The following is a 24,489-nucleotide window of genomic DNA, read 5'->3' on the forward strand; positions in this document are numbered from 1 at the left end:
ATCGTCGTCGGCGCCGCCTTCGCGCTGGGCCTGCTGGCGATGTGGTTCGTCGAACTCTTCCACCGCCCGGCGCCGGCCCGGGCGCCGGCCGCCACCACCACGGTGATCGTGCCGCCCCAGTGGGGCGCTCCGGGCCACCCCGCCGCCGCGCTGCCCGGCGTTGTGCCGCCGGCCCCCGGGATGCTCCCGGCCGGCGGCCCGGCCCCGCTGCTGGCCGCTGCCCCCCAACCCATGCCCCGCGAACTCCGCCAGGAGGAGGCCGCGGCCCTGCTCGCCGCGGCGGGCGAGGCCCGCTTCGCCGTGGCCTTGCTGCTGCTCGGCCTCACCGTCGACGAGCTGGTCGCCCTGCGCGAGGGCGATCTTGCGGCCGATGGCGTAAACTTGCAGATCGGCGGCCCGGCCCGGCGCACCCTCGCGCTGCCCGCCTGGCTCGCCGCCGGCCGCCCGGCTCCCACCGGCGCCCCCGACACGCCGCTGCTGCGGGATGCATCCGGTGCCGCGCTCGGCGCCGCCGATGTCGAATCGATGCTCGCCTGCGCCGCCCTCGATGCCGGCCTCCCGGCGCCTGCCGGTGTCAGCGCCGAGGCCCTGCGCCACACCGCCATCGCCTGGCTGGTGCGCCAGGGGCTCCGGTTTTCGGAGCTGGCCGGCCTCGTCGGCCGCCCGAGCGCCGAGGCGCTGGCCTGGTATGCCGAGCTGGCCCCCGCCGGCCCCAAGCGCGGGCTGGCCGAGATCGACCCGCTGATGCCCGCCCTGCGCCAGGGCTGAGCGCCGCAAGAACAGGATTTTTTCAAGGAAGACACGATGCTGCAGAAATTCTCCGCCTTCCCGGGCGTTCCGGGCCCGGTCGTCGTCATCGTCATGGACGGCTACGGCATTCCCAAGTCCGATGTGGGCAGCGCCATCGCCGCCGCCCGCAAGCCGACCCTCGACGCGCTGTTCGCCGAATGCCCGCACATCACCCTGCGCGCCCACGGCACCGCGGTGGGCATGCCCTCCGACGACGACATGGGCAACTCCGAGGTCGGCCACAACGCCATCGGCGCCGGCCAGGTGTATGCCCAGGGCGCGGCCCTGGTGGCCAACGCGATCGCCGACGGTGCGATCTGGGCCGGCGAGGCCTGGCAGCAGATCGTCGCCGGGGCCAAGGCGGGCCGTGGGGTGATCCACTTCATCGGCCTGTTCTCCGACGGCAACGTGCACAGCCACATCGACCACCTGAAGGCGATGGTCGCCCGGGCCAAGCTTGAAGGCGTGCGCACCGTGCGCATCCACGCCCTGCTCGACGGCCGCGACGTGCCCGAGACCAGCGCCCTCGACTACGTGGTGCCCTTCGAGGCCTTCCTGGCCGAGCTGTCCACCGACGGCTTCGATGCCCGCATCGCCTCCGGCGGCGGCCGCCAGTACATCACCATGGACCGCTACGACGCCAACTGGGCGATGGTCGAGAAGGGCTGGAAGACCCACGTGCTGGGCGAGGGCCCCCAGTTCGCCAACGCCACCGAGGCCGTCAACGGCCTGCGCGAGCGGAACCCCGGCACCATCGACCAGGATCTCCCCGAGTTCGTCATCGCCGACGCCGGCCAGCCCGTCGGCACCATCGAGGACGGCGACTCGGTGGTGTTCTACAATTTCCGCGGCGACCGGGCCATCGAGATCACCCGCGCCTTCGTCGAGGCCGACTTCGACAAGTTCGACCGCGTGCGCGTGCCGCAGGTCACCTACGCCGGCATGCTCCAGTACGACGGCGACCTGCAGCTGCCCAAGCGCTTCCTGGTGGCCCCGCCGGCCATCAAGGACACCTCGGGAGAGTGGTTCAGCAGGATGGGCCTGGCCCAGTTCGCCTGCTCCGAGACCCAGAAGTTCGGCCACGTCACCTACTTCTGGAACGGCAACCGCTCCGGCAAGTTCGACGGCGAGACCTGGCAGGAGGTCCCGAGCGACGTGGTGCCCTTCGAGCAGCGCCCGTGGATGAAGGCCGCCGAGATCGCCGACGCGATGATCGCCGCGCTGCAGTCGGGCCAGTACAAGCTGTTGCGCTGCAACTTCGCCAACGGCGACATGGTCGGCCACACCGGCAACTTCCGGGCCGCCACGATGGCCGTCGAGGCCGTCGACCTGGCCCTGGCGCGCCTGCTGCCGGCCATCGAGGCCGCCGGCGGCGTCGCGCTGATCACCGCCGACCACGGCAACGCCGACGAGATGTTCGAACTCGACAAGAAGACCAGGCAGCCCGCCCGCAACCAGGACGGCAGCTTCAAGGCCAAGACCGCCCACACCCTCAACCCGGTCCCGCTGATCCTCTTCGACAAGGTCAGCGGCGGCAGGCTCGGCCTCAGGCAGACCGCCACCGCCGGCCTCTCCAGCATTGCCGCCACGGTGGCCAACCTGGCGGGCTTCGAGAAGCACGACAAGTGGGACGACAGCGTGCTCGAAGTGAAGTAAACCGGTTGTCCGGCCCCGCGCGGGCCGTGCATGACGCGGGCCTGCCCTGGACGGGGCGGGCCCGTTTTCTTTGGGCGGCTCCGCGCTTGGAATCCGGCGGGCATCCCGCATATGAGCATATTAGTTGTTGATGAAGTACCATGCAGGGGGGTATTTCCCGTTCGCCGGCCCGGCGGGCGCGAGGGCCGGGCGCCCTTGCGGCGGGTGGCGGCGGGGTTTCCGGAGTGAGCCCAGCCTTGATCGCAGAGAATAACGATCCGCCCTTGCGCATGGGGCGCATCCTCGGCCACCGGCGCCTGGCGTGGGCGGTGCTGTGCCTGTCGTCGCTGCTCTTCGTGGGGCTGTGGCATGTGCTGAGCGTCGATTACCAGGAGCGGTCCCGGGCGCGTTTCGAACTCCGCGCGACGGTCCTCAACGCCGAGCTGGCGGAGCGCATGCTCGATTACGTGCGGGTGCTCGACGGCGGCGTGGGCCTGTTCGAGGCAAGCAGCGAGGTGTCGCGCGACGAGTGGCGCGATTACGTCCGCGCCCTCAAGCTGAAGACGGCCTGGTCGGGCGTGCTGAACATCGGCTTCACCCGGATGCTCGCACCGGCCGAACGGGCCCGCCACGAGGCGCAGGTCCAGGCCGAGGGCTTTCCCGGCTACGTGATCCATCCCGGCGGTGAGCGCCCGGTGTACAGCGCGATCGTCTATCTCGAACCCTTCGAGGGCGACAACCTGCGGGCCTTCGGCTACGACATGTTCTCGGAGCCGATCCGCCGCGAGGCGATGACGCGCGCCCGCGACACCGGCGAAGCGGCGATGTCGGGAAAGGTGACCCTCGTGCAGGAAGGCGAGGGCGGCAGTGCCCAGCCCGGTTTCCTCATCTATCACCCGGTTTACCGCCGTGGCGCGCCGATCGATACCGTCGAGGCGCGGCGGGACGCGCTGCTGGGCTTCGTCTACAGCCCGCTCCGTGCGCATGAGGTGATCGGGCGTGTCTTCAGGTCGTCGGTGGCCGACGTGGAGGTCGAGGTCTTCGACGGGCCGCCCGTGGCGGAGAACCTCCTCTACAGCTCGGAGACCCAGGCACGCCAGGCGCACTACGTGATGGACGTGGAGTCCGTGATCGCCGGCCGTCCGTGGACCTTGCGGGTGCGCAGCAGCCAGGACTTCGAGGTGCTCACCCAAAGCGACCAGCCGAACCTGATCCTGGCGGGCGGGATCGCCTTTTCATTGATGCTGTTCGCCCTCATCCACATGCAGGCGCTGCATGGCCGGCGGATGGAGCAGATCGCCCATGAGCTCGAGCAGCGCCATGCCGCGCTGAGGGCCGCCTCCAAGTATGCACGCAGCCTTCTCGAGGCCAGCCTCGACCCCCTCGTCACGATCGACGCCACGGGCAGGATCAGCGATGCCAACGCCGCCACCGAGGAGGTGACCGGCATCCCCCGCAGCGAGCTGATCGGCACCGACTTCCCGCGCTATTTCACCGACCCGGCGGGCGCCGAGGCAGGCTATCAGCAGGTCTTCCAGGCCGGCACGGTGCGTGACTATCCGCTCACCATCCGCCACGTCTCCGGGCGGCTCACCGAGGTGCTCTACAACGCGGCGCTCTATCGCGACGAGCGCGGCGCGGTGGCCGGCGTGTTCGCCGCCGCCCGGGATGTCACCCAGACCAACGCGGTGGCCGCCGAACTCGCCCGGCATCGCCAGCATCTCGAACAGATGGTCGCCGAGCGCACCTTCGAGCTGGCCCAGGCGAAGGAGGCCGCCGAAGCCGCCACCGACGCCAAGAGCGCCTTCCTGGCCAAGATGAGCCACGAGCTGCGCACCCCGATGAACGGGGTCATCGGCATGGCCAACCTCCTCAAGAAGACCGAGCTCACGCCGCGCCAGCAGGACAAGCTCGAGAAGCTCCTCGGCGCCGGCCACCAGCTCCTCGGCCTGATCGACGACATCCTCGACTACGCCCGCCTCGACACGGCCCAGCTCCGACTCCACGAGCAGCCCTTCCAGCCGCGGCAGCTGGTGGACGAGATCGTCGCGGTGCTGCACAGCGGCGCCGCCGCCAAGGGCCTGCAACTGGCCGCCCGGGTCGACGACGAGGTGCCCGAAGCGCTCTCGGGCGACGTCCTGCGCATCCGTCAGGTGCTGCTGAAGCTCGCCGAGAACGCCGTCAAGTTCACCGAGCAGGGCCGGGTGGAGATCAACGTCGAGGTTCGCCTGGTGCAGGACAAGCCCGTGCTGCAGTTCGAGGTGCACGACACCGGCATCGGCATCGCCACCGACGATCAGAAGCGCCTCTTCCAGTATTTCGAGCAGTCGGACAACGGGCTGGCGCGCCGCTACGGCGGCAGCGGCCTCGGCCTGGCGATCGCCCGCCGGCTGGTCGAGCTGATGGGCGGGCGCATCTTCTGCGAGAGCGAGGAGGGCAGGGGGAGCCGCTTCGGGTTCTATGTCCCGCTCAATCCCGAGTCCGCTCCGTCGCTGCTCTCCGGCGCCGCGCCCCGCAACCCGCCGACGGTGGCCTGAGCTCCGCCCCAGTCCGATCCGGTTGCAGATGGCGCGACGGTGTTGTTTTTCCTGACAGCCTGGAGGCGTGCCGCGGACAATACCCGCGGTGTCGAAAGATCCCGCGCCGGCGGCAGCCCGCTTGCGGCGCTTGGGGCGGATATTCGGGCGACGGGAGCGGGGTGGTGATGGCGGGATTGCGAGGGGGTGGGGCGCTGGAGGTGCTGGGGGTGTTCCTGCGTCTCGGGCTGACGTCGTTTGGCGGGCCGGCGGCGCACCTGGGGTATTTCCATGCCGAATTCGTGCGCAGGCGGCGCTGGCTGGGGGAACAGGACTACGCCGATCTGGTGGCGCTGTGCCAGTTCCTGCCGGGGCCGGCGAGCAGCCAGTTCGGGATGGCGGTCGGCCTGGGGCGGGCCGGCTGGCCCGGGGCGCTGGCGGCCTGGCTGGGCTTCACGCTGCCGTCGGCGCTGCTGCTGATCGCCTTTGCGCTGGGGGCGCGGGCCCTTGAGGGGCCGGCGGCCACGGGGGTGATCCACGGGCTCAAGGTGGTGGCGGTGGCGGTGGTGGCCCAGGCCGTGTGGGGCATGTCCAGGTCGTTGTGCCCCGATCGCCCGCGGGCCGGCATTGCCCTGGCCGCGGCCGGGGTGACGACGCTGCTGCCGGGGGCTGGCGGGCAGCTCGGGGCGATCGCCCTGGGCGGGCTTGTCGCCCGCTGGGCCTTGCCGGTGCCGCCGCTGCCGGCGGCGCAGCATCCGGATTACGGGGTGAGCCGGCGCCAGGGGGCTGCCCTGCTGGCCCTGTGCGCGGGCTTGCTGGTGGCGCTGCCGCTCTTGGCAAGCCTCAGCGGGGCGGCCTGGCTGGCGGTGGTGGCGGTGCTCTTCAAGGCCGGCGCGCTGGTGTTCGGCGGCGGGCATGTGGTGCTGCCGCTGCTGCAGGCCGGCGTGGTGCCGCCGGGCTGGGTGAGCGAGGACGTGTTCCTGGCCGGCTATGGCGCGGCCCAGGCGGTGCCGGGGCCGCTGTTCAGCTTTGCGGCCTACCTGGGCGCGGCGATGGGGCCACCGCTGGGCGGCTGGGCCGGCGGCGGGCTGCTGCTCGTGGCGATCTTCGCGCCGTCCTTCCTGCTGCTCGCCGGCGCGCTGCCCTTCTGGGAGGCCCTCCGCCACCGGGACGCCATCCGCCGGGCGCTGGCGGGGGTCAATGCGGCGGTGGTGGGCGTCCTCGGCGCGACGCTCCACGACCCGCTGTGGTCCGGCTCCATTCATGGCCGGGCGGATTTCTGCCTGGCCCTGGCCGCCTACGGCCTGCTGGTGGTAGCCCGGGTGCCGCCGGTGGCGGTGGTGGCCCTGTGTGCCCTGGCGGGCGGGCTGGGCGCCGTCTGGGGATGAGCGCCAGCCTCCGCACCCACGCAAAAAAGGGGCCTCGCGGCCCCCTTTGGCGTGTGTGGCAGCGCGGTGCTTACTGGTTCTTGAACTCGGCCTTGCGCTTTTCGACGAAGGCGGCCATGCCTTCCTTCTGGTCGTCGAGGGCGAAGCTGGAGTGGAACACGCGGCGCTCGAAGAGCAGGCCCTCGTTGAGGCCGGACTCGAAGCTGCGGTTGATGGATTCCTTGATCATCATGATCACCGGCAGCGAGTAGCTGGCGATGGTCGCGGCGGCGGTGAGGGCTTCGTCGAGGAGCTTGTCGGCGGGCACCACGCGGGCCACCAGGCCGGCGCGTTCGGCTTCGACGGCGTCCATCATGCGGCCGCTGAGGCAGAGGTCCATGGCCTTGGCCTTGCCGACCGCGCGGGGCAGGCGCTGGGTGCCGCCGGCGCCGGGCAGGGTGCCGAGCTTGATCTCGGGCTGGCCGAACTTGGCGGTGTCGGCGGCGAAGATCATGTCGCAGCTCATCGCCATCTCGCAGCCGCCGCCGAGGGCGAAGCCGGCCACCGCGGCGATGATGGGCTTGCGGCAGGTCTTGATGCGCTCCCAGTTGCGGGTGATGTAGTCGCCCTTGTAGGCGTCCATGTAGCTGAACTTGGCCATCATGCCGATGTCGGCGCCGGCGGCGAAGGCCTTCTCGGAGCCGGTGATGACGACGCAGCCGATGTTCTCGTCGGCTTCGAAGGCGTTCAGGGCGACGCCGAGTTCATCGACGAGGGCGTCATTGAGGGCGTTGAGGGCCTTGGGACGGTTGAGGGTGATGAGGCCGACCTTGCCGCGGGTCTCGACGATGATGTTCTGGTAGTCCATGTTTCCTCCGTTCTTGTCGTGTCTAGATGGCGCCGGCCGTCTTGAGGGCGTCGATGGCGGCAGGGCTGAAGCCCCAGTCGGCCAGGGCGCCTTCGTCCGTCACTCCGGGAGCTGGAGGGCGCGGACGGGCCGGGGTGCTGCGGCTGAAGCGCGGCGCGGGGGCCGGCTGCATGACGCCATCGATGTCGATGAATGTGCCGCGGGCCTGATTGTGCGGGTGTTTGGGCGCTTCGTCCATGTCCAGGACGGGCGCGATGCAGGCGTCGCTACCCGCAAAGAGTTCGCACCAGGCGTCCCGCGGGCGGGTGGCCAGGTGGGCGGAGAGGCGGGCCTTGAGCTCGGGCCAGCGGGCGCGGTCCCACTGGTGGGCGAAGTCGGGGTCGGTGATGCCGGCCGTCTGCAGGAATTCGGCGTAGAACTGGGGCTCGATGGGGCCGATGGAAACGTATTTGCCGTCGGCGCAGCGGTAGGTGTCGTAGAAGGGCGCGCCCCCGTCGAGGAGGTTGCTGCCGCGCTGCTGGCTCCACTGGCCCATCGCCTTGAGGGTGTACATCATGGTCATCAGCAGGGCCGAGCCGTCGGTCATGGCGGCGTCCACCACCTGGCCGCGGCCGGAGCCGCGCGCCTCGAGGAGCGCGGCGAGCACGCCGACCACCAGCAGCATCGCGCCGCCGCCGCAGTCGGCCACCAGGTTGAGGGGCACCACCGGCTTGCCGCCGGGTTCGCCGATGGCGTGCAGGGCGCCCGACAGCGACAGGTAGTTGATGTCGTGGCCGGCGGTGGGGGCGAGGGGGCCGGTCTGGCCCCAGCCGGTCATGCGGCCATAGACGAGGCGCGGGTTGGCTTTGATGCACTCGTCGGGGCCGAGGCCGAGGCGTTCCATCACGCCGGGGCGGAAGCCCTCGATCAGCCCGTCGGCCGCGGCGATCAGCTGCCGCGCGGCGGCGAGGCCCTCGGGCTTCTTGAGGTCGAGGGTGACGACCCGGCGGTTGCGGTTGAGGATGTCGATTGCCGGATCAAAAAGCTCGGATGCCGGCTTGGCGCCCGGCGCCCGCTTGCGCTCGATGCGCACGACCTCCGCGCCCAGGTCGGCGAGGATCATCGCCCCCATCGGTGCGGGGCCGAGGGCGGCGAATTCGATGATCTTGATGCCGTGAAGCGGACCCATGCTGTCTCCTGCCTTTTGATTTTTATGCTGGGGGATGAAGGCTGTCGCAGGCGTGGCGGGCGGCCCGAGGTCGATCCCCCGGGCCGCGCAGCCGCCTGATGCGCCCTTTACTCGGCGGCGATCGCGCGGCCGATGACCAGCCGCTGGATGTCGTTGGCGCCTTCGTAGATCTGGCACACGCGCACGTCGCGGGCGATGCGCTCGACCGGCGATTCGTCGGTGTAGCCGCAGCCGCCGTGGATCTGGATGGCGTCGGAGCAGACCTTCTCGGCCACCTCGGAGGCGAACATCTTGGCCATCGAGGCTTCCTTGAGGCAGGGCTTGCCGGCGTCCTTGAGCTGGGCGGCGCGCCACACCATCAGGCGGGCGGCGTCGAGCTGGGTGGCCATGTCGGCGAGGCGGAAGTTGACCGCCTGATGCTCGATGATGGGCACGCCGAAGGTCTGGCGATCCTTGGCGTAGCGCACGGCGGCCTCGAAGGCGGAGCGAGCCATGCCGATGGCCTGGGCAGCGATGCCGATGCGGCCGGCCTCGAGGTTGGAGAGGGCGATCTTGTAGCCTTCGCCTTCCTTGCCGAGCAGCGCGCTGGCGGGCACGCGGCAGTTGTCGAAGACGATCTGGCAGGTGTCGGAGGCGTGCTGGCCCATCTTGCGCTCGACGCGGGCGACACTGTAGCCGGGGGTGGCGGTGGGCACCAGGAAGCAGGAGATGCCCTTCTTGCCGGCGGCCTTGTCGGTGACCGCAAAGACGATGGCCATGTGGGCGTGCTTGCCGGTGGTGATGTAGTGCTTGACGCCGTTGAGGATGAAGTCGTCGCCGTCCCGCTCGGCGCGGGTGGTGATGGCCGAGGCATCCGAGCCGGTGTGGGGCTCGGTGAGGCAGAAGCAGCCGAGCTTCTCGCCGCGGGCGAGGGGCTTCAGCCATTCTTCCTTTTGCGCGGTGGTGCCGTACTTGTTGATGATGCCGCAGGGCAGGGAGTTCTGCACCGACACGATGGTGGAGGTGGCGCCGTCGCCGGCGGCGATCTCCTCGAGGGTCAGCACCAGGCTCATGTAGTCCATGCCGGCGCCGTCCCATTCCTCGGGCACGCACATGCCGAGGGCGCCGAGTTCGCCGAGTTCCTTGAGGGCCTGGGCCGGGAAGGTGTGGTCGCGGTCCCATTCGGCGGCGAAGGGGGCGAGGCGCTCCTGCGCGAAGGCGCGCATGGAGTCGCGGATCATTTCCTGTTCCGGGGTGAGGATCATGGGTGTCTCCTGAGTGTGGGTTCGACCGCCGTGCGATGGGGCGGTGTGCGGCGGTCGGGTCCTGCTGCGCCAACCCGACCTGCGGGCGCGGGTGATGGATGGGTCGGGTTGGCCCGGGGGGCGTAACCCGACATCAAAGAGGTGTAAGCCCTCAGAGCATCTCGACGGCCAGGGCGGTGGCTTCGCCGCCGCCGATGCACAGGCTGGCGATGCCGCGCTTGCCGCCGGTCTTCTTCAGGGCGCCGAGCAGCGTGACGATGATGCGGGCACCGGAGGCGCCGATCGGGTGGCCGAGGGCGCATGCGCCGCCGTGGATGTTCACCTTGGCCGGGTCGAGCTGCAGGTCGTGGATGGCGGCCATGGTGACGACGGCGAAGGCTTCGTTGATCTCCCACAGGTCCACGTCGGCGGTGGTCCAGCCGGTCTTGGCGAGCAGCTTCTGCATCGCGCCGACCGGGGCGGTGGCGAACAGGTTGGGCTGGTGGGCGTGGGTGGTGTGGCCGACGATCTTGGCGATCGGCGTGAGGCCCTTGGCGGCGGCGGTGGAGGCGCGCATCAGCACCAGCGCGGCGGCGCCGTCGGAGATGGAGCTGGAGTTGGCCGGGGTCACGGTGCCGTCCTTGCGGAAGGCGGGCTTGAGGGTCGGGATCTTGTCGAGGTTGGCCTTGGGCGGCTGCTCGTCGGAGGCGATGGTCACGTCGCCCTTGCGGCCGGCCACGGTGACGGGGGCGATTTCCCACTCGAAGGAGCCGTCCTTGATGGCGGCCTGGGCGCGGGTCAGCGAGGTGACGGCCCAGGCGTCCTGCTGCTCGCGGGTGAAGCCATAGAGGCCGACGCAGTCTTCGGCGAAGGTGCCCATCAGACGGCCCTTCTCGTAGGCGTCCTCGAGGCCGTCGAGGAACATGTGGTCCATCACCTGGCCGTGGCCGAGGCGGTAGCCGCCGCGGGCCTTCGGCAGCAGGTAGGGGGCGTTGGACATGGACTCCATGCCGCCGGCGATCATCACGTCGTTGGTACCGGCCAGCAGCAGGTCGTTGGCGAGCATGGTGGCCTTCATGCCGGAGCCGCACATCTTGTTGACGGTGGTGCAGCCGGCCGACAGCGCCAGGCCGCCGCCGAGGGCCGCCTGGCGGGCCGGGGCCTGGCCCTGGCCGGCGGGCAGCACGCAGCCGAAGATGACCTCCTCGACGCTGTCGGCGGCGATGCCGGCGCGCTCGACGGCGGCCTTGATGGCGACGGCGCCGAGCTGGGCGGCGGTGAGGCTGGTGAAATCACCCTGGAAACCCCCCATCGGGGTACGGGCGGCGGAGACGATGACGATCGGGTCGTTGGCGTTGCTCATTCGGAAATCCTTTGTGTGGCGGTGAGGAGGGACGAGTGGGGAGCGAGGTGGGCTGTTGTGCCGAACGCTGCGCTCCTTTCTCCTTACGGGTTCTAGATCACTTGGCGGCCATGCGGATGGCGCCGTCCAGGCGGATCACCTCGCCATTGAGGTAGCTGTTGCGGCAGATGTGCTCGACCAGCGCGGCGAACTCGGCCGGCTTGCCCATGCGGGAGGGGAAGGGCACCATCTTGCCGAGGGCTTCCTGCACCTCGGCGGGCATGCCGAGGAGCATCGGGGTTTCCATGATGCCCGGGGCGATGGTCATCACGCGGATGCCGCTGCGGCACAGCTCGCGGGCGATCGGCAGGGTCATCGCAACGACGCCGCCCTTCGAGGCTGCGTAGCCGGCCTGGCCGAGCTGGCCGTCGAAGGCCGCCACCGAGGCGGTGCTGACGATCACGCCGCGCTCGCCACCGGCGTCGGGCTCGTTCTTGCTCATGATCTCGGCGGCGAGGCGGATCATGTTGAAGCTGCCCACGAGGTTGATGTTGATGGTGCGGGCGAAGGACTCCAGCTTGTGGGCGCCGTCGCGGCCGACCACCTTCTCGGCCGGCGCGATGCCGGCGCAGTTGACCAGGCCGCCCAGCACGCCCATCTCGAGGGCGGCGGCGAAGGCGCCCTTGGCGCTCTCCTCGCTGGTCACGTCGGTGGCGACGAAGCGGGCGGCGGCGCCCAGCTCGGCGGCCACGGCTTCGCCGGCTTCCTTGTTGACGTCGGCCAGCACGACCTTGCCGCCGGCCGCGACGATCATCCGCGCGGTGGCCGCGCCCAGGCCCGAACCACCGCCGGTCACCACGAATACCTTGTTGTTGATCTCCATGAAGCGCTCCTCGTTTCTGTGGGTGATGGGTGCGCGCCCCGCGCGCGAAGTGGTCCGCAGTCTAGGGGCAAGGCGGGCCCGCCTCCATGCCTTAAACGCTCAATGTGAATGGTAGAATTTGCCATATTGCGGTGCCGCAAGGCCCGCGCCGGCAACGGTGGCGGGTGTCCGATCCATTTCGCCTGCCGACTTTCATTTCCCCATGGCTCCGACCCGCGAACGCAGCGCCGACAAGGGCACCATCGCCATCGCCTTCGTGCAGGAGGCGCTGGCCGAGCTGGCCCGCCGCGGGCTGGCCGTCGACGCGCTGGTGGCGGCGGCGGGGATCTCGCCCGAGCTCCTCAACGCGCCCCAGGCCCGCGTCTCGTCGGCGCACTACGGGCGCCTGTGGCATCTGATCGCCGAGGCCACCGACGACGAGTTCTTCGGGATGGACAGCCACCCGATGAAGGCCGGCAGCTTCACGCTGCTGTGCCACAGCGTGATCCACTGCGACACCCTGGAGCGGGCCCTGCGCCGGGCGCTGCGCTTTTTCCGGCTGATCCTCGACGACATGGCCGGTGAGCTCGTGCGCGACGGCGACACCGCCCGGCTGGTGGTGGTCGACCGCTGCGCGGCGCCCCGCCGGGCCTTCGCCTATGGCACCTTCCTGATCATGCTGCACGGCCTCGCCTGCTGGCTGATCGGGCGGCGCATCCCGCTCGCCCAGGCGGTGTTCCGCTGCCCCGAGCCCGGGTTCAGCCCCGAGTGGCGGGTGCTGTTCTCGCCGGACCTGGTGTTCGACGCGGCGCAGACCGAGATCCGCTTCGCCGCCGACTACCTCGACATGGCCAACGTGCAGAACGAGCGCACCATGAAGGTCTTCCTGCGCAGCGCGCCGGCCAACTTCCTGGTCAAGTATCGCAACAGCGAGGGGCTGGTGGCGCGCATCCGGCGCCAGCTGCGCCACATCCCGCCCGACACCTGGCCGGATTTCGAGACCCTGGCCCAGCAGCTCCACAGCTCGGTGTCCACCCTGCGCCGGCATCTGCTCGAGGAGGGGCAGTCCTACCAGTCGATCAAGGACGACCTGCGCCGCGACCTGGCCATCAGCCAGCTGTGCCACTCCGATAAATCGGTGCTGGAGATCGCCCACGAGCTCGGCTTTGCCGAGGCGAGCGCCTTCCACCGGGCCTTCAAGAAATGGACGGGCACCCGGCCCGGGGAATACCGGCGCGCGCTGGCCGGGCAGTGAGGGTGTATTGCAGGGCCGCCCGGGGATGGGCGGCCCGGGGCGAGTTCAGCCCCCGAGGTTGGTGGCGGCGAGGGCCGCGAGCCAGCCGCCGGCCACCACGCCGGCCGGAAACAGCAGGCGGGTGCGGATCGCGAAGGCCGGGCGCTCGATGCGGCGGTGGAACTCGGCGCCGGCCACGATGCTCAGCGCCAGGGCCAGCAGCATGCCGAGCCCATTGATCACCGGATTGGCCGGAAACAGCCCGCTGACCGCCGCATTGACCAGCAGGCTGAGGGGGAAGTGCACCAGGAACACCGAGTAGGAGATCTGCGCCAGCCGGCTCACCGAGGCCGGCAGCGGCAGGGCGTGGAGCAGGCCGCTGCGGCCCGCGACGGCCAGGAACAGCATCACCCCGGTGGCCACCGCGATGCGCGCGCGGAAATCCACCGCCAGTGCGGCCACGGCCACCAGCGCCAGCAGGCCCAGCCACAGCGTGGCGCGCGGCAGGCGCAGGGCCCAGCTGCACAGGATGCCGAGCCCGAAGGCGCCGAAGAAATACAGGGCGGTCTCGTCCCACAAGTCGTTGCGGTTGAAGCCGAACAGCGAGGCGACGGTCATCCCCGCGACGAGCGCCACGGCCATGGCCCGCAGCGCCTCGGGCCGGGCCGGGATACGGGCAGCCAGCCGGTGGGGCAGCCACAGCAGCAGGACCGCCAGCGCGAACAGCTGGAAGTCGATGGCCACGTACCACACGCCGGCGGAGAGGGCTTCCTGGTCGAGCAGGTCGTGGAGCAACAGCACGTGGGCGAGGAGCTGGCCGAGGTCGGGCGGCTCGGAGATGGAGCGGTGTTCCATCCACACCCCGGCCACGGCCGAGCAGGCGATGGCCAGCAGCAGCGCCGCCGAGTAGGGCACCACGAGGCGGGTGTAGCGCTGGAACAGCAGCGCCAGCGGGGTGTCGAGGGCGGGGCTGCCCGGGCCGAAGCGGGCGGCGAAGAGGAACCCGGACACCACCAGGAACACCTGCACCGCCATGCGGCCGTAGTCGAACAGGAAATCCATCAGGCCCGGCATCAGCGGCCGGGCGATGTCGGCCATCGGCCCGTAGAAGGCCAGGTGATGCAGGACGATCAGCACGCAGGCGGCGGCCTTGAGGGCGTCGATGGCGGGCATTCTTGAAGCGTCGTTGCGCATGATCCTTGCGCGTCCTCCCAAAGCAGGAATCGGTGCTCAACGAGGGCCCGGTGATGCCGCGGCTGCGGATGTTGCACTGCAGCAGTTGAGCGAAAGGCGAAGATTATAAAGGCTCGAGCGCCGAGGGGCGTGGCATTTGCTTGTAAGCGTGTGCTTCAGGCAACACTGCCGCATCCATTGCGTGGGGTGTTTTTGCGGCGCCGCGGGGTGGCTTCGGGCCCGGTGAGCGGGCCCGCCGCCGCCCTCAGCCGGCCTTGCGGAAGGTGAGGTTGAGCCGGCAGGCGCCGGTGGCCGGGTGCGTGCCGTCCTTCACCGGCAGGACGCCGTGGAAGCGCAGCCGGGCGGGTCCGCCCCACACCAGCACGTCGCCGTGGCCAAGGGGGATGCGCGTCGGCCGGTCGCCGCGCTCGAAGCCTCCGAACAGGAAGACCGCCGGCAGGCCGAGGGACAGGGACACGATGGGCTGGTCGAAGTCGGCTTCGTCGCGGTCCTGGTGCAGGGCCATGCGGGCGCCGGGGGCGTAGCGGTTGATCAGGCAGGCGTCGGGCACGAAGCCGGCAAAGCCGGCGCGGGTGGCGCTGGTGGTGGCGAGGGCCTGCAGCACCGGCGGCATCGCGGGCCAGGGGGCGTCGCGCTCCGGGTCGAGTGGCGCATAGCGGTAGCCGCGGCGGTCGCTGATCCAGCCCAGCGCGCCGCAGTTGCTCATCGCCACCGACATCTTGAAGCCGCCGCGGGTGACCATCTGGCGCAGCGGCGCCCGGGCGAGGATGTCGCGGATCGCCGCGAGGAGGGCCGGCGCATCGTCGAGGGCCGCGCCGGGCAGCAGCACGGCGCCCGGGGCGAGCACCTGCGGCTCGCCGGCGGGCGGAGCGAAGAGGTCGGCAGTGTGCGGATCGCTCATGGGTTGATACCGGCCTGGGCCTCCCGCTCGAGGAGCTGGCGCTTGCGGGCTTCGCCCCAGCGGTAGCCGGCCAGTTTGCCGTCGCGGCGCAGCACCCGGTGGCAGGGGATCACCACCGCCAGCGGATTGGCGGCGCAGGCGCCGGCCACCGCCCGCACGGCCCGCGGGGCGCCGATGCGCTGGGCGAGGTCGGTGTAGCTGAGGGTCTCGCCGGCAGCGATTTCGCCCAGCGCCTGCCAGACCCGCCGCTGGAAGGGCGTGCCCTGGGGGGCGAGGGGCAGCCCCAGCGGTTCGCCCGGGGTGTCGATGAAGGCGGCCACGCGCTGGAGGGCGGCGAGGTCGGTGTCCGGCCGGGCGTGGGGGTGGCGGGCGCACAGGGCGACGACGAGGGCGCCCGCGTCGTCGCCGAGGCTGATTGCGCACAGCCCCTCGGGGCTGCGGGCGACGAGCAGGGCGCCCAGGCCGCAGCGGCCGGTGGCGTAGCGGATGTCGGAGTGGGGCATGGTGTCTCTCCCAAGGCGTGGGCAGGGGTTGTCCAACCCGGAAATTAACCCGGAAACGGTGGTCGTGCCGCGCGCCGCACGATGGGCGGCGGCGCACGGCCCGGGGCCGGCGCGATCGGCCGCGCCTATGGCGATCAGCAACACAGGCAATTGGACGGCGGGCGCCCGGGACGCCAGAATTGACCCGGGAAAACGCAGGAGATTCACCATGAAGACGATCCAGACCGCCCGTCACGTCGCCCACGCCAGCGCCCACGATCATCCGGGGCGCTTCTATGCCGGGCTCCTGGTGGCCGCCCTCGGCTCGGCCCTGTGGCTCGCCGAGATGGCGCGCACGCTGGTCGGGCTCTGAGCCCAGGACGGGAGAGGCGATGAATCCGCATCAACCGGTGGCCGCCCGCGGCCTGACGACGAACGACGTGGCCGCGCTGGCCTGGCGGGACGCCTGGCGCCTGCAGGCGCGCAACCACCCGTGGATGACCGGCGGCCTCGGGCTGGCGCTGCTGGCGGTCGCGTGGCTGCTGGCCTCGGGCATCCGCCAGGGGCTGAGCGGAGGCGGCGAGCCGCTGCGGCTCGCGGTGCTCGGCGGCCTGGCGGGCTTCGGCGCGACGGCGGTCGGGGCGCTGGCGGGCGTCACGCTGCGTCGGCTGTCCCAGCGGGCCGAGGACAGCCTGCTCGGCTTTGCGGCGGGGATGATGCTGGCGGCGAGCTCGTTCTCGCTGATCCTGCCCGGCCTCGCCGCGGCCCGCGAGATGACCGGCAGCGGCCCCCAGGCGGCCCTCACGGTAGTCGGCGGGATGGCCCTGGGCGTGCTGCTGATGCTCGGCCTCGACCGCTTCACGCCCCACGAGCACGACAGCACCGGCCCCTGCGGCCCGGGCTGCGAGCGCATCGGCCGGGTGTGGCTGTTCGTGCTGGCGATCACCCTGCACAACCTGCCCGAGGGCATGGCGATCGGCGTGAGCTTCGCCCAGGGCGACATGAACGTGGGCCTGCCCCTCACCAGCGCCATCGCGATCCAGGACATCCCCGAGGGCCTGGCGGTGGTGATGGCCCTGCGCGCCGCCGGGATCGGCAGCTGGCCGGCGGTGCTGATGGCGGGCGCCTCCGGCCTGATGGAGCCGCTGGGCAGCCTGTTCGGGGCCGGCATCGCCGGCGGCCTGGCGCTGGCCTATCCGGTCGGGCTGGGCCTGGCGGCGGGGGCGATGATCTTCGTGGTGTCCCACGAGGTGATCCCCGAGACCCACCGCAACGGCCACCAGACCACGGCGACCCTCGGCCTGATGGCCGGTTTCGCGGTGATGATGTTCCTGGATACGGCCATGGGCTAGCCGATTGCCTGGGCCAATCCGGCCGAATGGTTTTTGCAATTGGACGGCATGGCCGGCCGGGGCGATACTATTGCCGCAGCCCCGCCCCCGGTCTGGTGATCCAGCCTGGTGGCGGGCCCGGGAATCGCTCACCAGGAGACCACACCATGAAGAAGAAATCGTCCAAGACCGCCGGCCCCGTGATGGATATCGGCATTTCCGCCGACGACCGGGCGGATATCGCCGCCGGCCTGTCGCGCCTGCTCGCCGACAGCGTCACGCTCTACCTCATGACCCACAACTTCCACTGGAACGTGAAGGGGCCGATGTTCAACACCCTGCACGTGATGTTCATGGAGCAATACACCGAGCAGTGGAACGCCCTGGACATCATCGCCGAGCGCATCCGCGCCCTGGGGCACCCGGCGCCGGGCACCTTCAAGGCCTTCGCCGGGCTGGCCAGCATCGATGAGCCCGAAGGCGTGCCGACCGCCACCGAGATGATCCAGTTGCTGGTTTCCGCCCAGGAGGCCACCGCCCGCACCGCCCGCGGCCTGTTCCCTCTGGTGGACAAGGCCAACGACCAGCCCACCGCCGACCTGCTGACCCAGCGCCTCGAGGTGCACGAGAAGACCGCCTGGATGCTGCGCAGCCTGCTCGAAGAGTAAGCCCGCGCCCCGCGGAGCGGGGTTTTGCGGTGCTTTATGCGATGCCCTCCGGCGCCCCGTTGCGGGGTTCCGGAGGGCATCGTCGCTAGCAGGCTCCGTTCAGCGTTCCCGCTGCCACAGCATGCCGTGGGTGACGATGAACTGATACTTGCGCGCGTGCTCGCGGATCACCAGCGGGACCTCTTCTTCGCGGCGCAGCACGAAGCCCTCGTCGCGCAGGAAGGCCTTCAGGGCGTCGGCGCTCTTCACCGGCTGGCCGTCCCGCTCGAAGCCGCCCAGCCAGGCTTCCCGCGGGGTGAATTGCTCCAGCCACGAGTAGGGCGAGAACAGCGCCACCAGGCCGCCGACCCGCACCAGCCCGCGCGGCCCGCCGAGGCGGCCGAGGAGCGACTTGGGGCTGGGCAGGCGGCACAGCAGGTTGGCCATCAGCACCGCGTCGAGGTCCACCAGCTCGGCGGGCAGCGAGGTGGCGTCGGCCTGGCGGAACTGCACCCGCGAGCGGTCGATGGCGGAGTCGATGCGGGCGCTCACGGTGACGCCGAGGTCGCCCTCGTCGCGCCGGAAGTAGTCGAGGTGGCCATGCTTCTGGAGTTCGCCTGCCGCGTCGATGAAGGCGCGGGAGAGGTCCACCCCGAGCACCTCGCCGAAGCCGCGGGCCAGCTCGAAGCTGGCGCCACCCACCGCGCAGCCGATGTCGAGGGCGCGGGCGGTGCCGCTGGCGTACTTCTGGGCGCCCTCCAGCAGCCACTGGGCGCAGCGCTGGGGGAAGGCGGTGGCGCACTGGGGGCCGCCCGGCCAGGGCATCTGGCTTGCCGGCATGCCGTGGTGGAGCAGCATGTATTCGTCGACGATGCGCGCGTCCTCGTACACCTGGCTGCCGGCGTCGGCGGCGCCGAGCTTGACCACCCCGCCGTCGTGGGCGGCCTGCACGACGCGGAAGCCCGAGTGCTGGAAGAAATGCGGCCGGAAGTGGAAGCGCGACCACACGCTGGCTTCGTCGCCGCAGGAGATCCACGAGCCGCCCAGGATCATCTGGTGCTGGCCGTCGTAGCAGGGCGTCGAGAAGTCGTCGTAGTAGGGATGCACGCGGGCGCCGGGCAGGGGGTTGAAGTCGTCGCCGTGCCATTGCCAGACGTTGCCGAACACGTCGTGGGCACCGCTGGGGGCCGGCCGGCCGGCATCGACGGGCCACGGTGAGCCGTGGGCGAGCTGGCTGTTCCAGCCGGTCTCGCGACCGAGGGTGGCGCCGTCCATCCGGAAGGCCGGGTCGGTGCTGGCCCACGCGGGGTCGCGCAGGGCGTTGTGTTCGGCCTCGGTGGGCAGGCGGCAGGGCTGGCCGTCGCGGGCGCTGCGCCAGGCGCAGTAGGCGGCGGCCTCGTGGGCGTTCACCTCGGCCGGCCAGTTCCAGGGCATCGGGATGGTTTCAAACAGCGTGCGCAGGCGGTAGCGGTGCAGGCCGGCGGGGCCCTCCGAGACCCAGAAGCAGGGCCACTTGCTGTTGCGAAAGGCGCGCCACTCCCAGCCCGCCTCGGTCCACCACTGGGGGTCGAGGTAGCCGCCGGCCTGGATGAACTCGAGGAAGGCGCCGTTGCTGACCAGCAGGTTCTCGGCCCGGAAGGCCTGCACCGAGACCTTGCGCTCGCCGTACTCGTTGTCCCAGCCGAAGCTCGGCCAGTCCCGCGGCTTGCCGAGGCGGACGGCGGTGGCGGGGATGTCGAGGAAGCGCGCCTGCGGGTAGTCGATGCCGGCCCGGGGCGGGAAGTTGCCGCTCTCGGTGGCAGGGTAGAGGGCCGGCCAGCCCTCGGGCCGCCGGACGAGCTCCACCGGCAGCTCGCGGATCAGCACCGAGGAGGTCTCGAGGTGGATGCGCTCGTGCTCGAAGCCCAGGAAGAGCGCCCACAGGGGGTGATCCATGCCGATGGGCGGATGGCCGTCGGCGAGGTCGGGATGGGTGGCGATGAGGTCGCGGACGACGGCATACACCTGCTGGCGGTAGGTGTGGGCTTCGGAGAAGCTGGGCCACAGCATCTCGTTCTTCGACATGTCGTCCCAGCGCATCTCGTCGACGCCAGTCTCGAAGACACGCTCGAAGTAGGGGTTGAGCGGCGCCTGCAGCAGGCCGGCGACGCGCAGCTTGTTGATGTAGAGGGCCGCCGGATGACAGTAGTAGAAGATCATCGGGTGGCGCAGGTGGTGGTAGGGCGGCCGGTAGAAGGCCTCTTCGCCCTGCAGGCTGGCGAACAGCAGCTCGGTGAGGGCCCACCCGTTGTCGAAGGCGGCCTGCACCGACTGGCGGGTGCAGGTGGCGAGGTTGGGCGCCGGCAGCGCGGTGAGGGTGCCGTCCGGCTGGCGGCCGGGGCAGCGCTCGGGGGGCAGGCCGGTCCACCACCAGGCGGCCCGCGGGCCGCGCAGCGGGGCGTCGTGCTCGCCGCGGAGGTTCTGGCGCCAGGGCTCGGCGGTGGTCTGGGCTTGCGACATCGTGATCTCCTTGAAGACGGGGTGCCCGGGGGCGGTGTGGTGTCGATCGGGTGGGCTCAGGCGAAGAGTTCGGCCTGGGCGGGGGGCTCGGGGGGCGCCTCGGGCAGGGCGTCGCGCCGGGAAAGGCCGGAGACCCGCACGCCCAGCAGGCGGATGCGCCGCTCCAGCGGCACGCGCCGGGCGCACTCGCCGGCGGCCCGGCGGATCCGTCGGGCGTCGCCGGTGGGGGCGGGGAGCGTCTGGTCGCGGGTGACGGTGTGGAAGTTGTCGAAGCGCAGCTTGAGGCCGATCGTCTTCCCCACGTAGCCCTTGCGCGCCAGGTCGTCGGCGAGCTGCTCGCATAGACGGGTGAAGCGTTCGGAGAGTTCAGCCCTGTCGAGGCGCGGATGGAGGTCGCGCTCGAAGGTGGTCTCGCGGGACAGGCTCTTGGGCTCCCGCTCGGTCACCACCGGGCGGTCGTCGCGGCCGTTGGCGGCGTCGTGCAGCCATTGCCCGTAGCGGGCGCCGAAGTGGGCCTGCAGCCAGGCCGGGTCGGCGGCGGCGAGCTGCCCGATGGTGGCGATGCCGAGGCCCTCGAGGCGCGCCGCGGCCTTCGGTCCGATGCCGTTGATGCGCTTGGCCGGCAGCGGCCAGATGCGCGCGGGGATGTCCTCCGCGGCGACGATGGTGATGCCGGCGGGCTTGTCGAGGTCGGAGCACAGCTTGGCGAGCAGCTTGTTGGGCGCCACCCCGAGCGAACACGACAGCCCGGTGGCGGTGCGCACCGCCTGCTGCAGCTCGAGGGCCAGGGCGCGGGCGCCTTCACGGCTGCCGCCGGGGTTGAGCGGGGTGAGGTCGAGGTAGATCTCGTCGATGCCGCGGTCCTCGAGCTGCGGCGCGAGGGCCCGGGCGGCGCGCTTGAAGAGGCGGGAGTAATGGCGGTAGGCGTCGAAGTCGGCCGGCAGCAGGACGGCGTCGGGGGCGAGCTGGGCGGCTTTCATCAGGCCCATGCCCGAGTGCACACCCAGGGTGCGGGCTTCGTAGGTGGCGGTGGTGATCACGCCGCGGCCGCTGTAGCCGCGCAGGTGGGGGAAGTGGTCGCCCTCGATGGGGGCCGTGGCGCGGCGCCCGCCCACGACGACCGCCCGGCCGCGCAGCTGGGGATAGCGCAACAGCTCGACGGACGCGAAGAAGGCGTCCATGTCCAGGTGGGCGATGCTGCGGGGCAGGGGAGGCATGGGGAGGGACGGAACCGCAGGACCCCCATTGTGCATCAGAGCCGGCCACTTCGGCGGCCCCGCAAAGCAGACGGCCCGCGCTGCAGGGCAGGGCGGGCCGTGGTGCCAGTCAGGTGATGCCCGGGGGCATCACCGTCCGGGAAGGATGCCGTGATCAGGCAACCTTCTTGGAGGACTTGACCGGGGTGGAGGCGCTGACGGCCTTGACGGTGGCGCTGGTGGCAGCGGCAACGTTGGCTTCGGCGATCTCGGCGACTTGCTTGGCGGCCTTGGTCACGCTGTCGTAGGCGGAGTTGGCGGCGGCGATGGCGGACTTCACGGCAGCGACGGCGACGTCGGAGCCGGCCGGAGCGGACTTGGCAGCCTTGTCGAGGGCGGCGGCGAAGGTCTTGTTGGCTTCAGCGACTTGGGCTTCGAACAGCTTGGAGACTTCTTCCTGGGTCTGGGAAGCGATCTCGTAGATGCTGCGGGAGTAGGCGACGGCCTTCTCGACCACCGGCTGGGCCAGGGAGCTCTGCAGGGCCAGCAGCTCTTGCACGTCCTTGGCGGCCATCAGGGCCTTGGCGGAAGCGACGGTGTCTTCCAGCACGGCACGGGCGGTGTTCAGGTTCAGGGCGGCGATGCGCTCGGCGCTGGCGAAGGCGGTGTTGGCCAGGGTCAGCAGGGTTTCGACGTTGGCTTTGTTGGCGGCAACGATTTGCTCGGGGGTGGTGGTCATGACAAGCTCCTGAAGTGAATTGATGCGTGAATTGGTGAAACCGAATTCTCAGGCTGGGCGCGGACCTTTTGGTGCGACGCAGCATTGATTTGAATTATATTCACTCGAAAAGCACTGTCAACCACTTTTTGGTGCGTTGCACAAAAATATTTAAGTCAAGCTTAATCTTTTTGAAAACAACTGCTTGTATTGATTTTTCGGTGCTCCTCCAGGATGCCCCGAAGGGGGTGGCAGACGGCCCCGCGGAGTCCCCGGCGGCGAGGGCTTCCGGGCGGTTTCAGGGCTTGGCGGGGGCGTCTTTCTTCTTGGGCTGGATGGTCACCTGGACGCGTCCCTGCTGGGCCGGCACGGTGGTGGCGTTGGGGCCGTTGGTGACCAGGTAGGTCTCGGTGAGGCCGTTGAACTGGATGTACTGGCCGCGCACTTCGTCCTCGCCGCTCTTCACGTAGGCGCGCTGGAAGAACTGCGACAGCTCGCTGCGCGCGTCGTGCTCGATCCGTTCGCCTTCGCCTTCGACCCACTCGTTCTTGCCTTCGCGCTTCTGGCGGAAGCGCGCCAGGCCGCCTTCGCCGCCGGTGGCGACGCCGCGCTGGTAGCCTTCGAGATCCTGGGTGACCACCAGCTTGTCGCTGCGCAGGGTCAGGGTGCCCTGGGTGAGCACGACGTGGCCCTCGAAGATGTGGATCTTGTTCTTGTCGTCGACCGTGACCCGGTCTGCCTCGATGTTGACGGGCTTGCTCCGGTCGGCCTTTTCGGCGTGGGACGGGGCCGCAGCCAGGCTCAGCAGGGCGGCGAGGGCGAGGGGGACGATTTTCATGGTTTCTGCGTCGGGGCGTTTCGGTAGAGGATTCCGCGGACCTGACCCTGCAGGCGGACTTCGCCGACGATGTTGTCGCTTTCCATGCGTTCGGCGTTGATGACGGTCTGGCCCTGGGTGAGGGTGACGGGCTTGTCGGCGCGCATCTTCTCGTCGTCGGGCCAGACCGTCATCTGTTCGGTGCGCAGCGTGGATTCGGGCTTGCCGTCGTGGGCGGCGCGGCGTACCAGGACGTCGTCGGTGAGGTGCACCGTGCTGCCGTCCTTGTTCACCGCGGCGAAGCGCGACTCGATCCACACCGGCTCGGGCCGGTTGAGGTAGTTGAGGCGCGGATTCTTGAGCTCGGAGGATTCGTCGTCGGCATAGTGCACCATGCTGTCGGCCACCAGGACGTACTGGATCTTGCCGGTCTGGTCGAAGCGGTGCAGGGTGATCTTGTCGGCGGAGAAGTCGGCCTCGTGGCGGGTCTTGTCCGTCCTGGCGACCGGCTCCTGCTGGGTGACCCGGTCGAGCCACACGGAGACGCCGGCGAGCAGGGTCAGCAGGAGGGCCGGAAAGAGGCTGTGGCTGCGATCTCTCATCGTGCGCGGGCGCCTGGCTGGGGCATCAGATGACCTTCGCGAGCATCAGGTCGTGGTGGTTGAGGGCGCCGACCAGTCGGCCCGCCGGATCGGCCACCAGGAGCTGGCTGATGCGCAGGCGCTCCATCATCTCGGCGGCTTGCACGGCGAGGGCTTCGGGGGCGATGGTCCGGGGGCCGCGGCTCATCACGTCGGCCACCCGGGCGGTGCCGAAATCGCAGCCGCTGGCGAGGGAGCGGCGCAGGTCGCCGTCGGTGTAGATGCCGACGATGCGCCCGTCGTCGCCGATGATGGCGGTCATGCCCATGCCGGCGCGGGTCATCTCCATCAGCGCGTCGGCGAGCAGGGCGCCTTCCGGCACCCGGGGCACCGCCGTGCCGCTGCGCATCACGTCGGAGACGTGGGTCAGCAGGCGGCGGCCGAGGGCGCCGCCGGGGTGGGAGCGGGCGAAGTCGTCGGCGCCGAAGCCGCGGGCGTCGAGCAGGGCCACCGCGAGGGCGTCGGTGAGGGCCAGGGCGGCGGTGGTGCTGGCGGTCGGGGCGAGGTTGAGGGGGCAGGCCTCCTCGCGCACGGCGCCGTCGAGGTGCACGTCGGCTTCGCGGGCGAGGGGCGAATCGGGGTTGCCCGTGAGGGCGATCAGCCGGGCGCCCTGGCGCTTGATCAGCGGGACGATCTTCAGCAGCTCCTCGCCGGAACCGGAGTAGGACAGGGCGATCAGCACGTCGTCGGCGGTGATCATGCCTAGATCGCCGTGGGCGGCTTCGGCGGCGTGCACGAAATATGCGGGCGTGCCGGTGCTGGCGAGGGTGGCGGCGAACTTGCGGCCGATGTGGCCCGATTTGCCGACCCCGGACACGATGACCCGCCCCCGGGACGCGAGAATCAGGCCGACCGCCTGCGTGAAGGCGTCACCGAGCCGGTCGGCCAGGGCGCGGACGGCGTCGGCCTCGATTTCGAGGACGCGGCGGGCGAGGTCCAGAATGTGGGCCGGCGCGGCGGCGATCGGGGTGGAGCTCATGGAGGCGTGGTTATAATCCGGGCGTCGAAGTATAGCAGAACGACTATTCCGCCCCTTTTCGGGCCGCCTCCCTTCGCCTC

Annotated in this window: 21 protein-coding genes and 1 pseudogene; 8 read left to right on the top strand and 14 right to left on the bottom strand. The window is 70.6% G+C overall.

What is annotated here, in order from left to right; all coding sequences use genetic code 11:
• From ACE3OU_RS05465 to chrA, 4 genes and pseudogenes are all read left to right on the top strand, one after another.
• Positions 1–768: pseudogene (locus ACE3OU_RS05465) on the top strand (hypothetical protein); the annotation flags it as partial.
• 36 nt (positions 769–804) lie between these two features.
• The gene (gene gpmI / locus ACE3OU_RS05470) at positions 805–2,445 is read left to right on the top strand and encodes a 2,3-bisphosphoglycerate-independent phosphoglycerate mutase (protein ID WP_374240532.1); all 1,641 of its coding nucleotides are present in this window, start codon (positions 805–807) and stop codon (positions 2,443–2,445) included.
• A gap of 236 nt (positions 2,446–2,681) precedes the next feature.
• Positions 2,682–4,961, top strand: a complete 2,280-nt coding sequence (locus tag ACE3OU_RS05475) for a CHASE domain-containing protein (protein ID WP_374240533.1) — start codon at positions 2,682–2,684, stop codon at positions 4,959–4,961.
• A 167-nt stretch (positions 4,962–5,128) separates the two neighbouring features.
• The gene (gene chrA, locus ACE3OU_RS05480) at positions 5,129–6,328 is read left to right on the top strand and encodes a chromate efflux transporter (protein WP_374240534.1); all 1,200 of its coding nucleotides are present in this window, start codon (positions 5,129–5,131) and stop codon (positions 6,326–6,328) included.
• A gap of 70 nt (positions 6,329–6,398) precedes the next feature.
• Here the strand turns inward: chrA and ACE3OU_RS05485 are convergent, their stop codons facing one another.
• The 5 genes from ACE3OU_RS05485 to ACE3OU_RS05505 all read right to left on the bottom strand — a co-directional run bounded on the left by ACE3OU_RS05485 (position 6,399) and on the right by ACE3OU_RS05505 (position 11,791).
• Entirely contained in the window at positions 6,399–7,175 is a 777-nt protein-coding gene (locus ACE3OU_RS05485) for an enoyl-CoA hydratase (protein ID WP_374240535.1), read from the bottom strand.
• A gap of 22 nt (positions 7,176–7,197) precedes the next feature.
• Complete coding sequence (locus ACE3OU_RS05490; protein ID WP_374240536.1) at positions 7,198–8,343, bottom strand: CaiB/BaiF CoA transferase family protein; 1,146 nt, start codon at positions 8,341–8,343, stop codon at positions 7,198–7,200.
• A gap of 107 nt (positions 8,344–8,450) precedes the next feature.
• Entirely contained in the window at positions 8,451–9,587 is a 1,137-nt protein-coding gene (locus ACE3OU_RS05495; protein ID WP_374240537.1) for an acyl-CoA dehydrogenase family protein, read from the bottom strand.
• A gap of 151 nt (positions 9,588–9,738) precedes the next feature.
• The gene (locus ACE3OU_RS05500; RefSeq protein ID WP_374240538.1) at positions 9,739–10,929 is read right to left on the bottom strand and encodes an acetyl-CoA C-acetyltransferase; all 1,191 of its coding nucleotides are present in this window, start codon (positions 10,927–10,929) and stop codon (positions 9,739–9,741) included.
• A gap of 97 nt (positions 10,930–11,026) precedes the next feature.
• Positions 11,027–11,791, bottom strand: a complete 765-nt coding sequence (locus ACE3OU_RS05505) for a 3-hydroxyacyl-CoA dehydrogenase (RefSeq protein ID WP_374240539.1) — start codon at positions 11,789–11,791, stop codon at positions 11,027–11,029.
• A 202-nt stretch (positions 11,792–11,993) separates the two neighbouring features.
• Here ACE3OU_RS05505 and ACE3OU_RS05510 point away from each other — a divergent pair, with 202 nt between their 5' ends.
• Positions 11,994–13,025: an AraC family transcriptional regulator gene (locus ACE3OU_RS05510; RefSeq protein ID WP_374240540.1), complete on the top strand. Its 1,032-nt coding sequence runs from the start codon at positions 11,994–11,996 to the stop codon at positions 13,023–13,025.
• A 45-nt stretch (positions 13,026–13,070) separates the two neighbouring features.
• Here the strand turns inward: ACE3OU_RS05510 and ACE3OU_RS05515 are convergent, their stop codons facing one another.
• From ACE3OU_RS05515 to ACE3OU_RS05525, 3 genes are all read right to left on the bottom strand, one after another.
• Entirely contained in the window at positions 13,071–14,198 is a 1,128-nt protein-coding gene (locus ACE3OU_RS05515; protein ID WP_374240541.1) for an acyltransferase family protein, read from the bottom strand.
• A gap of 244 nt (positions 14,199–14,442) precedes the next feature.
• Positions 14,443–15,099 (bottom strand): DNA oxidative demethylase AlkB, encoded by a 657-nt coding sequence (gene alkB / locus ACE3OU_RS05520; RefSeq protein WP_374240542.1) that lies wholly within the window; start codon positions 15,097–15,099, stop codon positions 14,443–14,445.
• The gene (locus tag ACE3OU_RS05525; protein ID WP_374240543.1) at positions 15,096–15,602 is read right to left on the bottom strand and encodes a methylated-DNA--[protein]-cysteine S-methyltransferase; all 507 of its coding nucleotides are present in this window, start codon (positions 15,600–15,602) and stop codon (positions 15,096–15,098) included. Before ACE3OU_RS05525 ends, alkB begins: the two co-directional genes overlap by 4 nt.
• Before the next feature lie 208 nt (positions 15,603–15,810).
• Here ACE3OU_RS05525 and ACE3OU_RS05530 point away from each other — a divergent pair, with 208 nt between their 5' ends.
• The 3 genes from ACE3OU_RS05530 to ACE3OU_RS05540 all read left to right on the top strand — a co-directional run bounded on the left by ACE3OU_RS05530 (position 15,811) and on the right by ACE3OU_RS05540 (position 17,580).
• Complete coding sequence (locus ACE3OU_RS05530) at positions 15,811–15,954, top strand: hypothetical protein (protein ID WP_374240544.1); 144 nt, start codon at positions 15,811–15,813, stop codon at positions 15,952–15,954.
• A gap of 19 nt (positions 15,955–15,973) precedes the next feature.
• A complete protein-coding gene (locus tag ACE3OU_RS05535; protein WP_374240545.1) occupies positions 15,974–16,933 on the top strand; it encodes a ZIP family metal transporter in 960 nt (319 codons plus the stop codon).
• A 146-nt stretch (positions 16,934–17,079) separates the two neighbouring features.
• The gene (locus ACE3OU_RS05540) at positions 17,080–17,580 is read left to right on the top strand and encodes a Dps family protein (RefSeq protein WP_374240546.1); all 501 of its coding nucleotides are present in this window, start codon (positions 17,080–17,082) and stop codon (positions 17,578–17,580) included.
• Positions 17,581–17,679: 99 nt separating this feature from the next.
• Here ACE3OU_RS05540 and ovoA read toward each other — a convergent pair whose 3' ends face one another.
• From ovoA to ACE3OU_RS05570, 6 genes are all read right to left on the bottom strand, one after another.
• Positions 17,680–20,058 (bottom strand): 5-histidylcysteine sulfoxide synthase, encoded by a 2,379-nt coding sequence (ovoA, locus tag ACE3OU_RS05545; protein ID WP_374240547.1) that lies wholly within the window; start codon positions 20,056–20,058, stop codon positions 17,680–17,682.
• A gap of 56 nt (positions 20,059–20,114) precedes the next feature.
• Positions 20,115–21,275 carry a DNA polymerase IV gene (gene dinB / locus ACE3OU_RS05550; protein ID WP_374240548.1) on the bottom strand — a complete coding sequence of 387 codons (1,161 nt, stop codon included), beginning with the start codon at positions 21,273–21,275 and terminating at the stop codon, positions 20,115–20,117.
• Positions 21,276–21,429: 154 nt separating this feature from the next.
• Positions 21,430–21,993, bottom strand: coding sequence for a TIGR01841 family phasin (phaP, locus tag ACE3OU_RS05555; RefSeq protein ID WP_374240549.1), 564 nt, complete (start codon positions 21,991–21,993; stop codon positions 21,430–21,432).
• Positions 21,994–22,270: 277 nt separating this feature from the next.
• Positions 22,271–22,810, bottom strand: coding sequence for a lipopolysaccharide transport periplasmic protein LptA (gene lptA / locus ACE3OU_RS05560; protein WP_374240550.1), 540 nt, complete (start codon positions 22,808–22,810; stop codon positions 22,271–22,273).
• The gene (gene lptC / locus ACE3OU_RS05565) at positions 22,807–23,391 is read right to left on the bottom strand and encodes an LPS export ABC transporter periplasmic protein LptC (RefSeq protein ID WP_374240551.1); all 585 of its coding nucleotides are present in this window, start codon (positions 23,389–23,391) and stop codon (positions 22,807–22,809) included. The genes lptA and lptC overlap by 4 nt, the downstream gene beginning before the upstream one ends.
• Before the next feature lie 25 nt (positions 23,392–23,416).
• Positions 23,417–24,409, bottom strand: coding sequence for an SIS domain-containing protein (locus ACE3OU_RS05570; protein WP_374240552.1), 993 nt, complete (start codon positions 24,407–24,409; stop codon positions 23,417–23,419).
• Positions 24,410–24,489: the final 80 nt, after the last annotated feature.

This window comes from Zoogloea sp. (assembly GCF_041908905.1).
Classification (GTDB): domain Bacteria; phylum Pseudomonadota; class Gammaproteobacteria; order Burkholderiales; family Rhodocyclaceae; genus Zoogloea.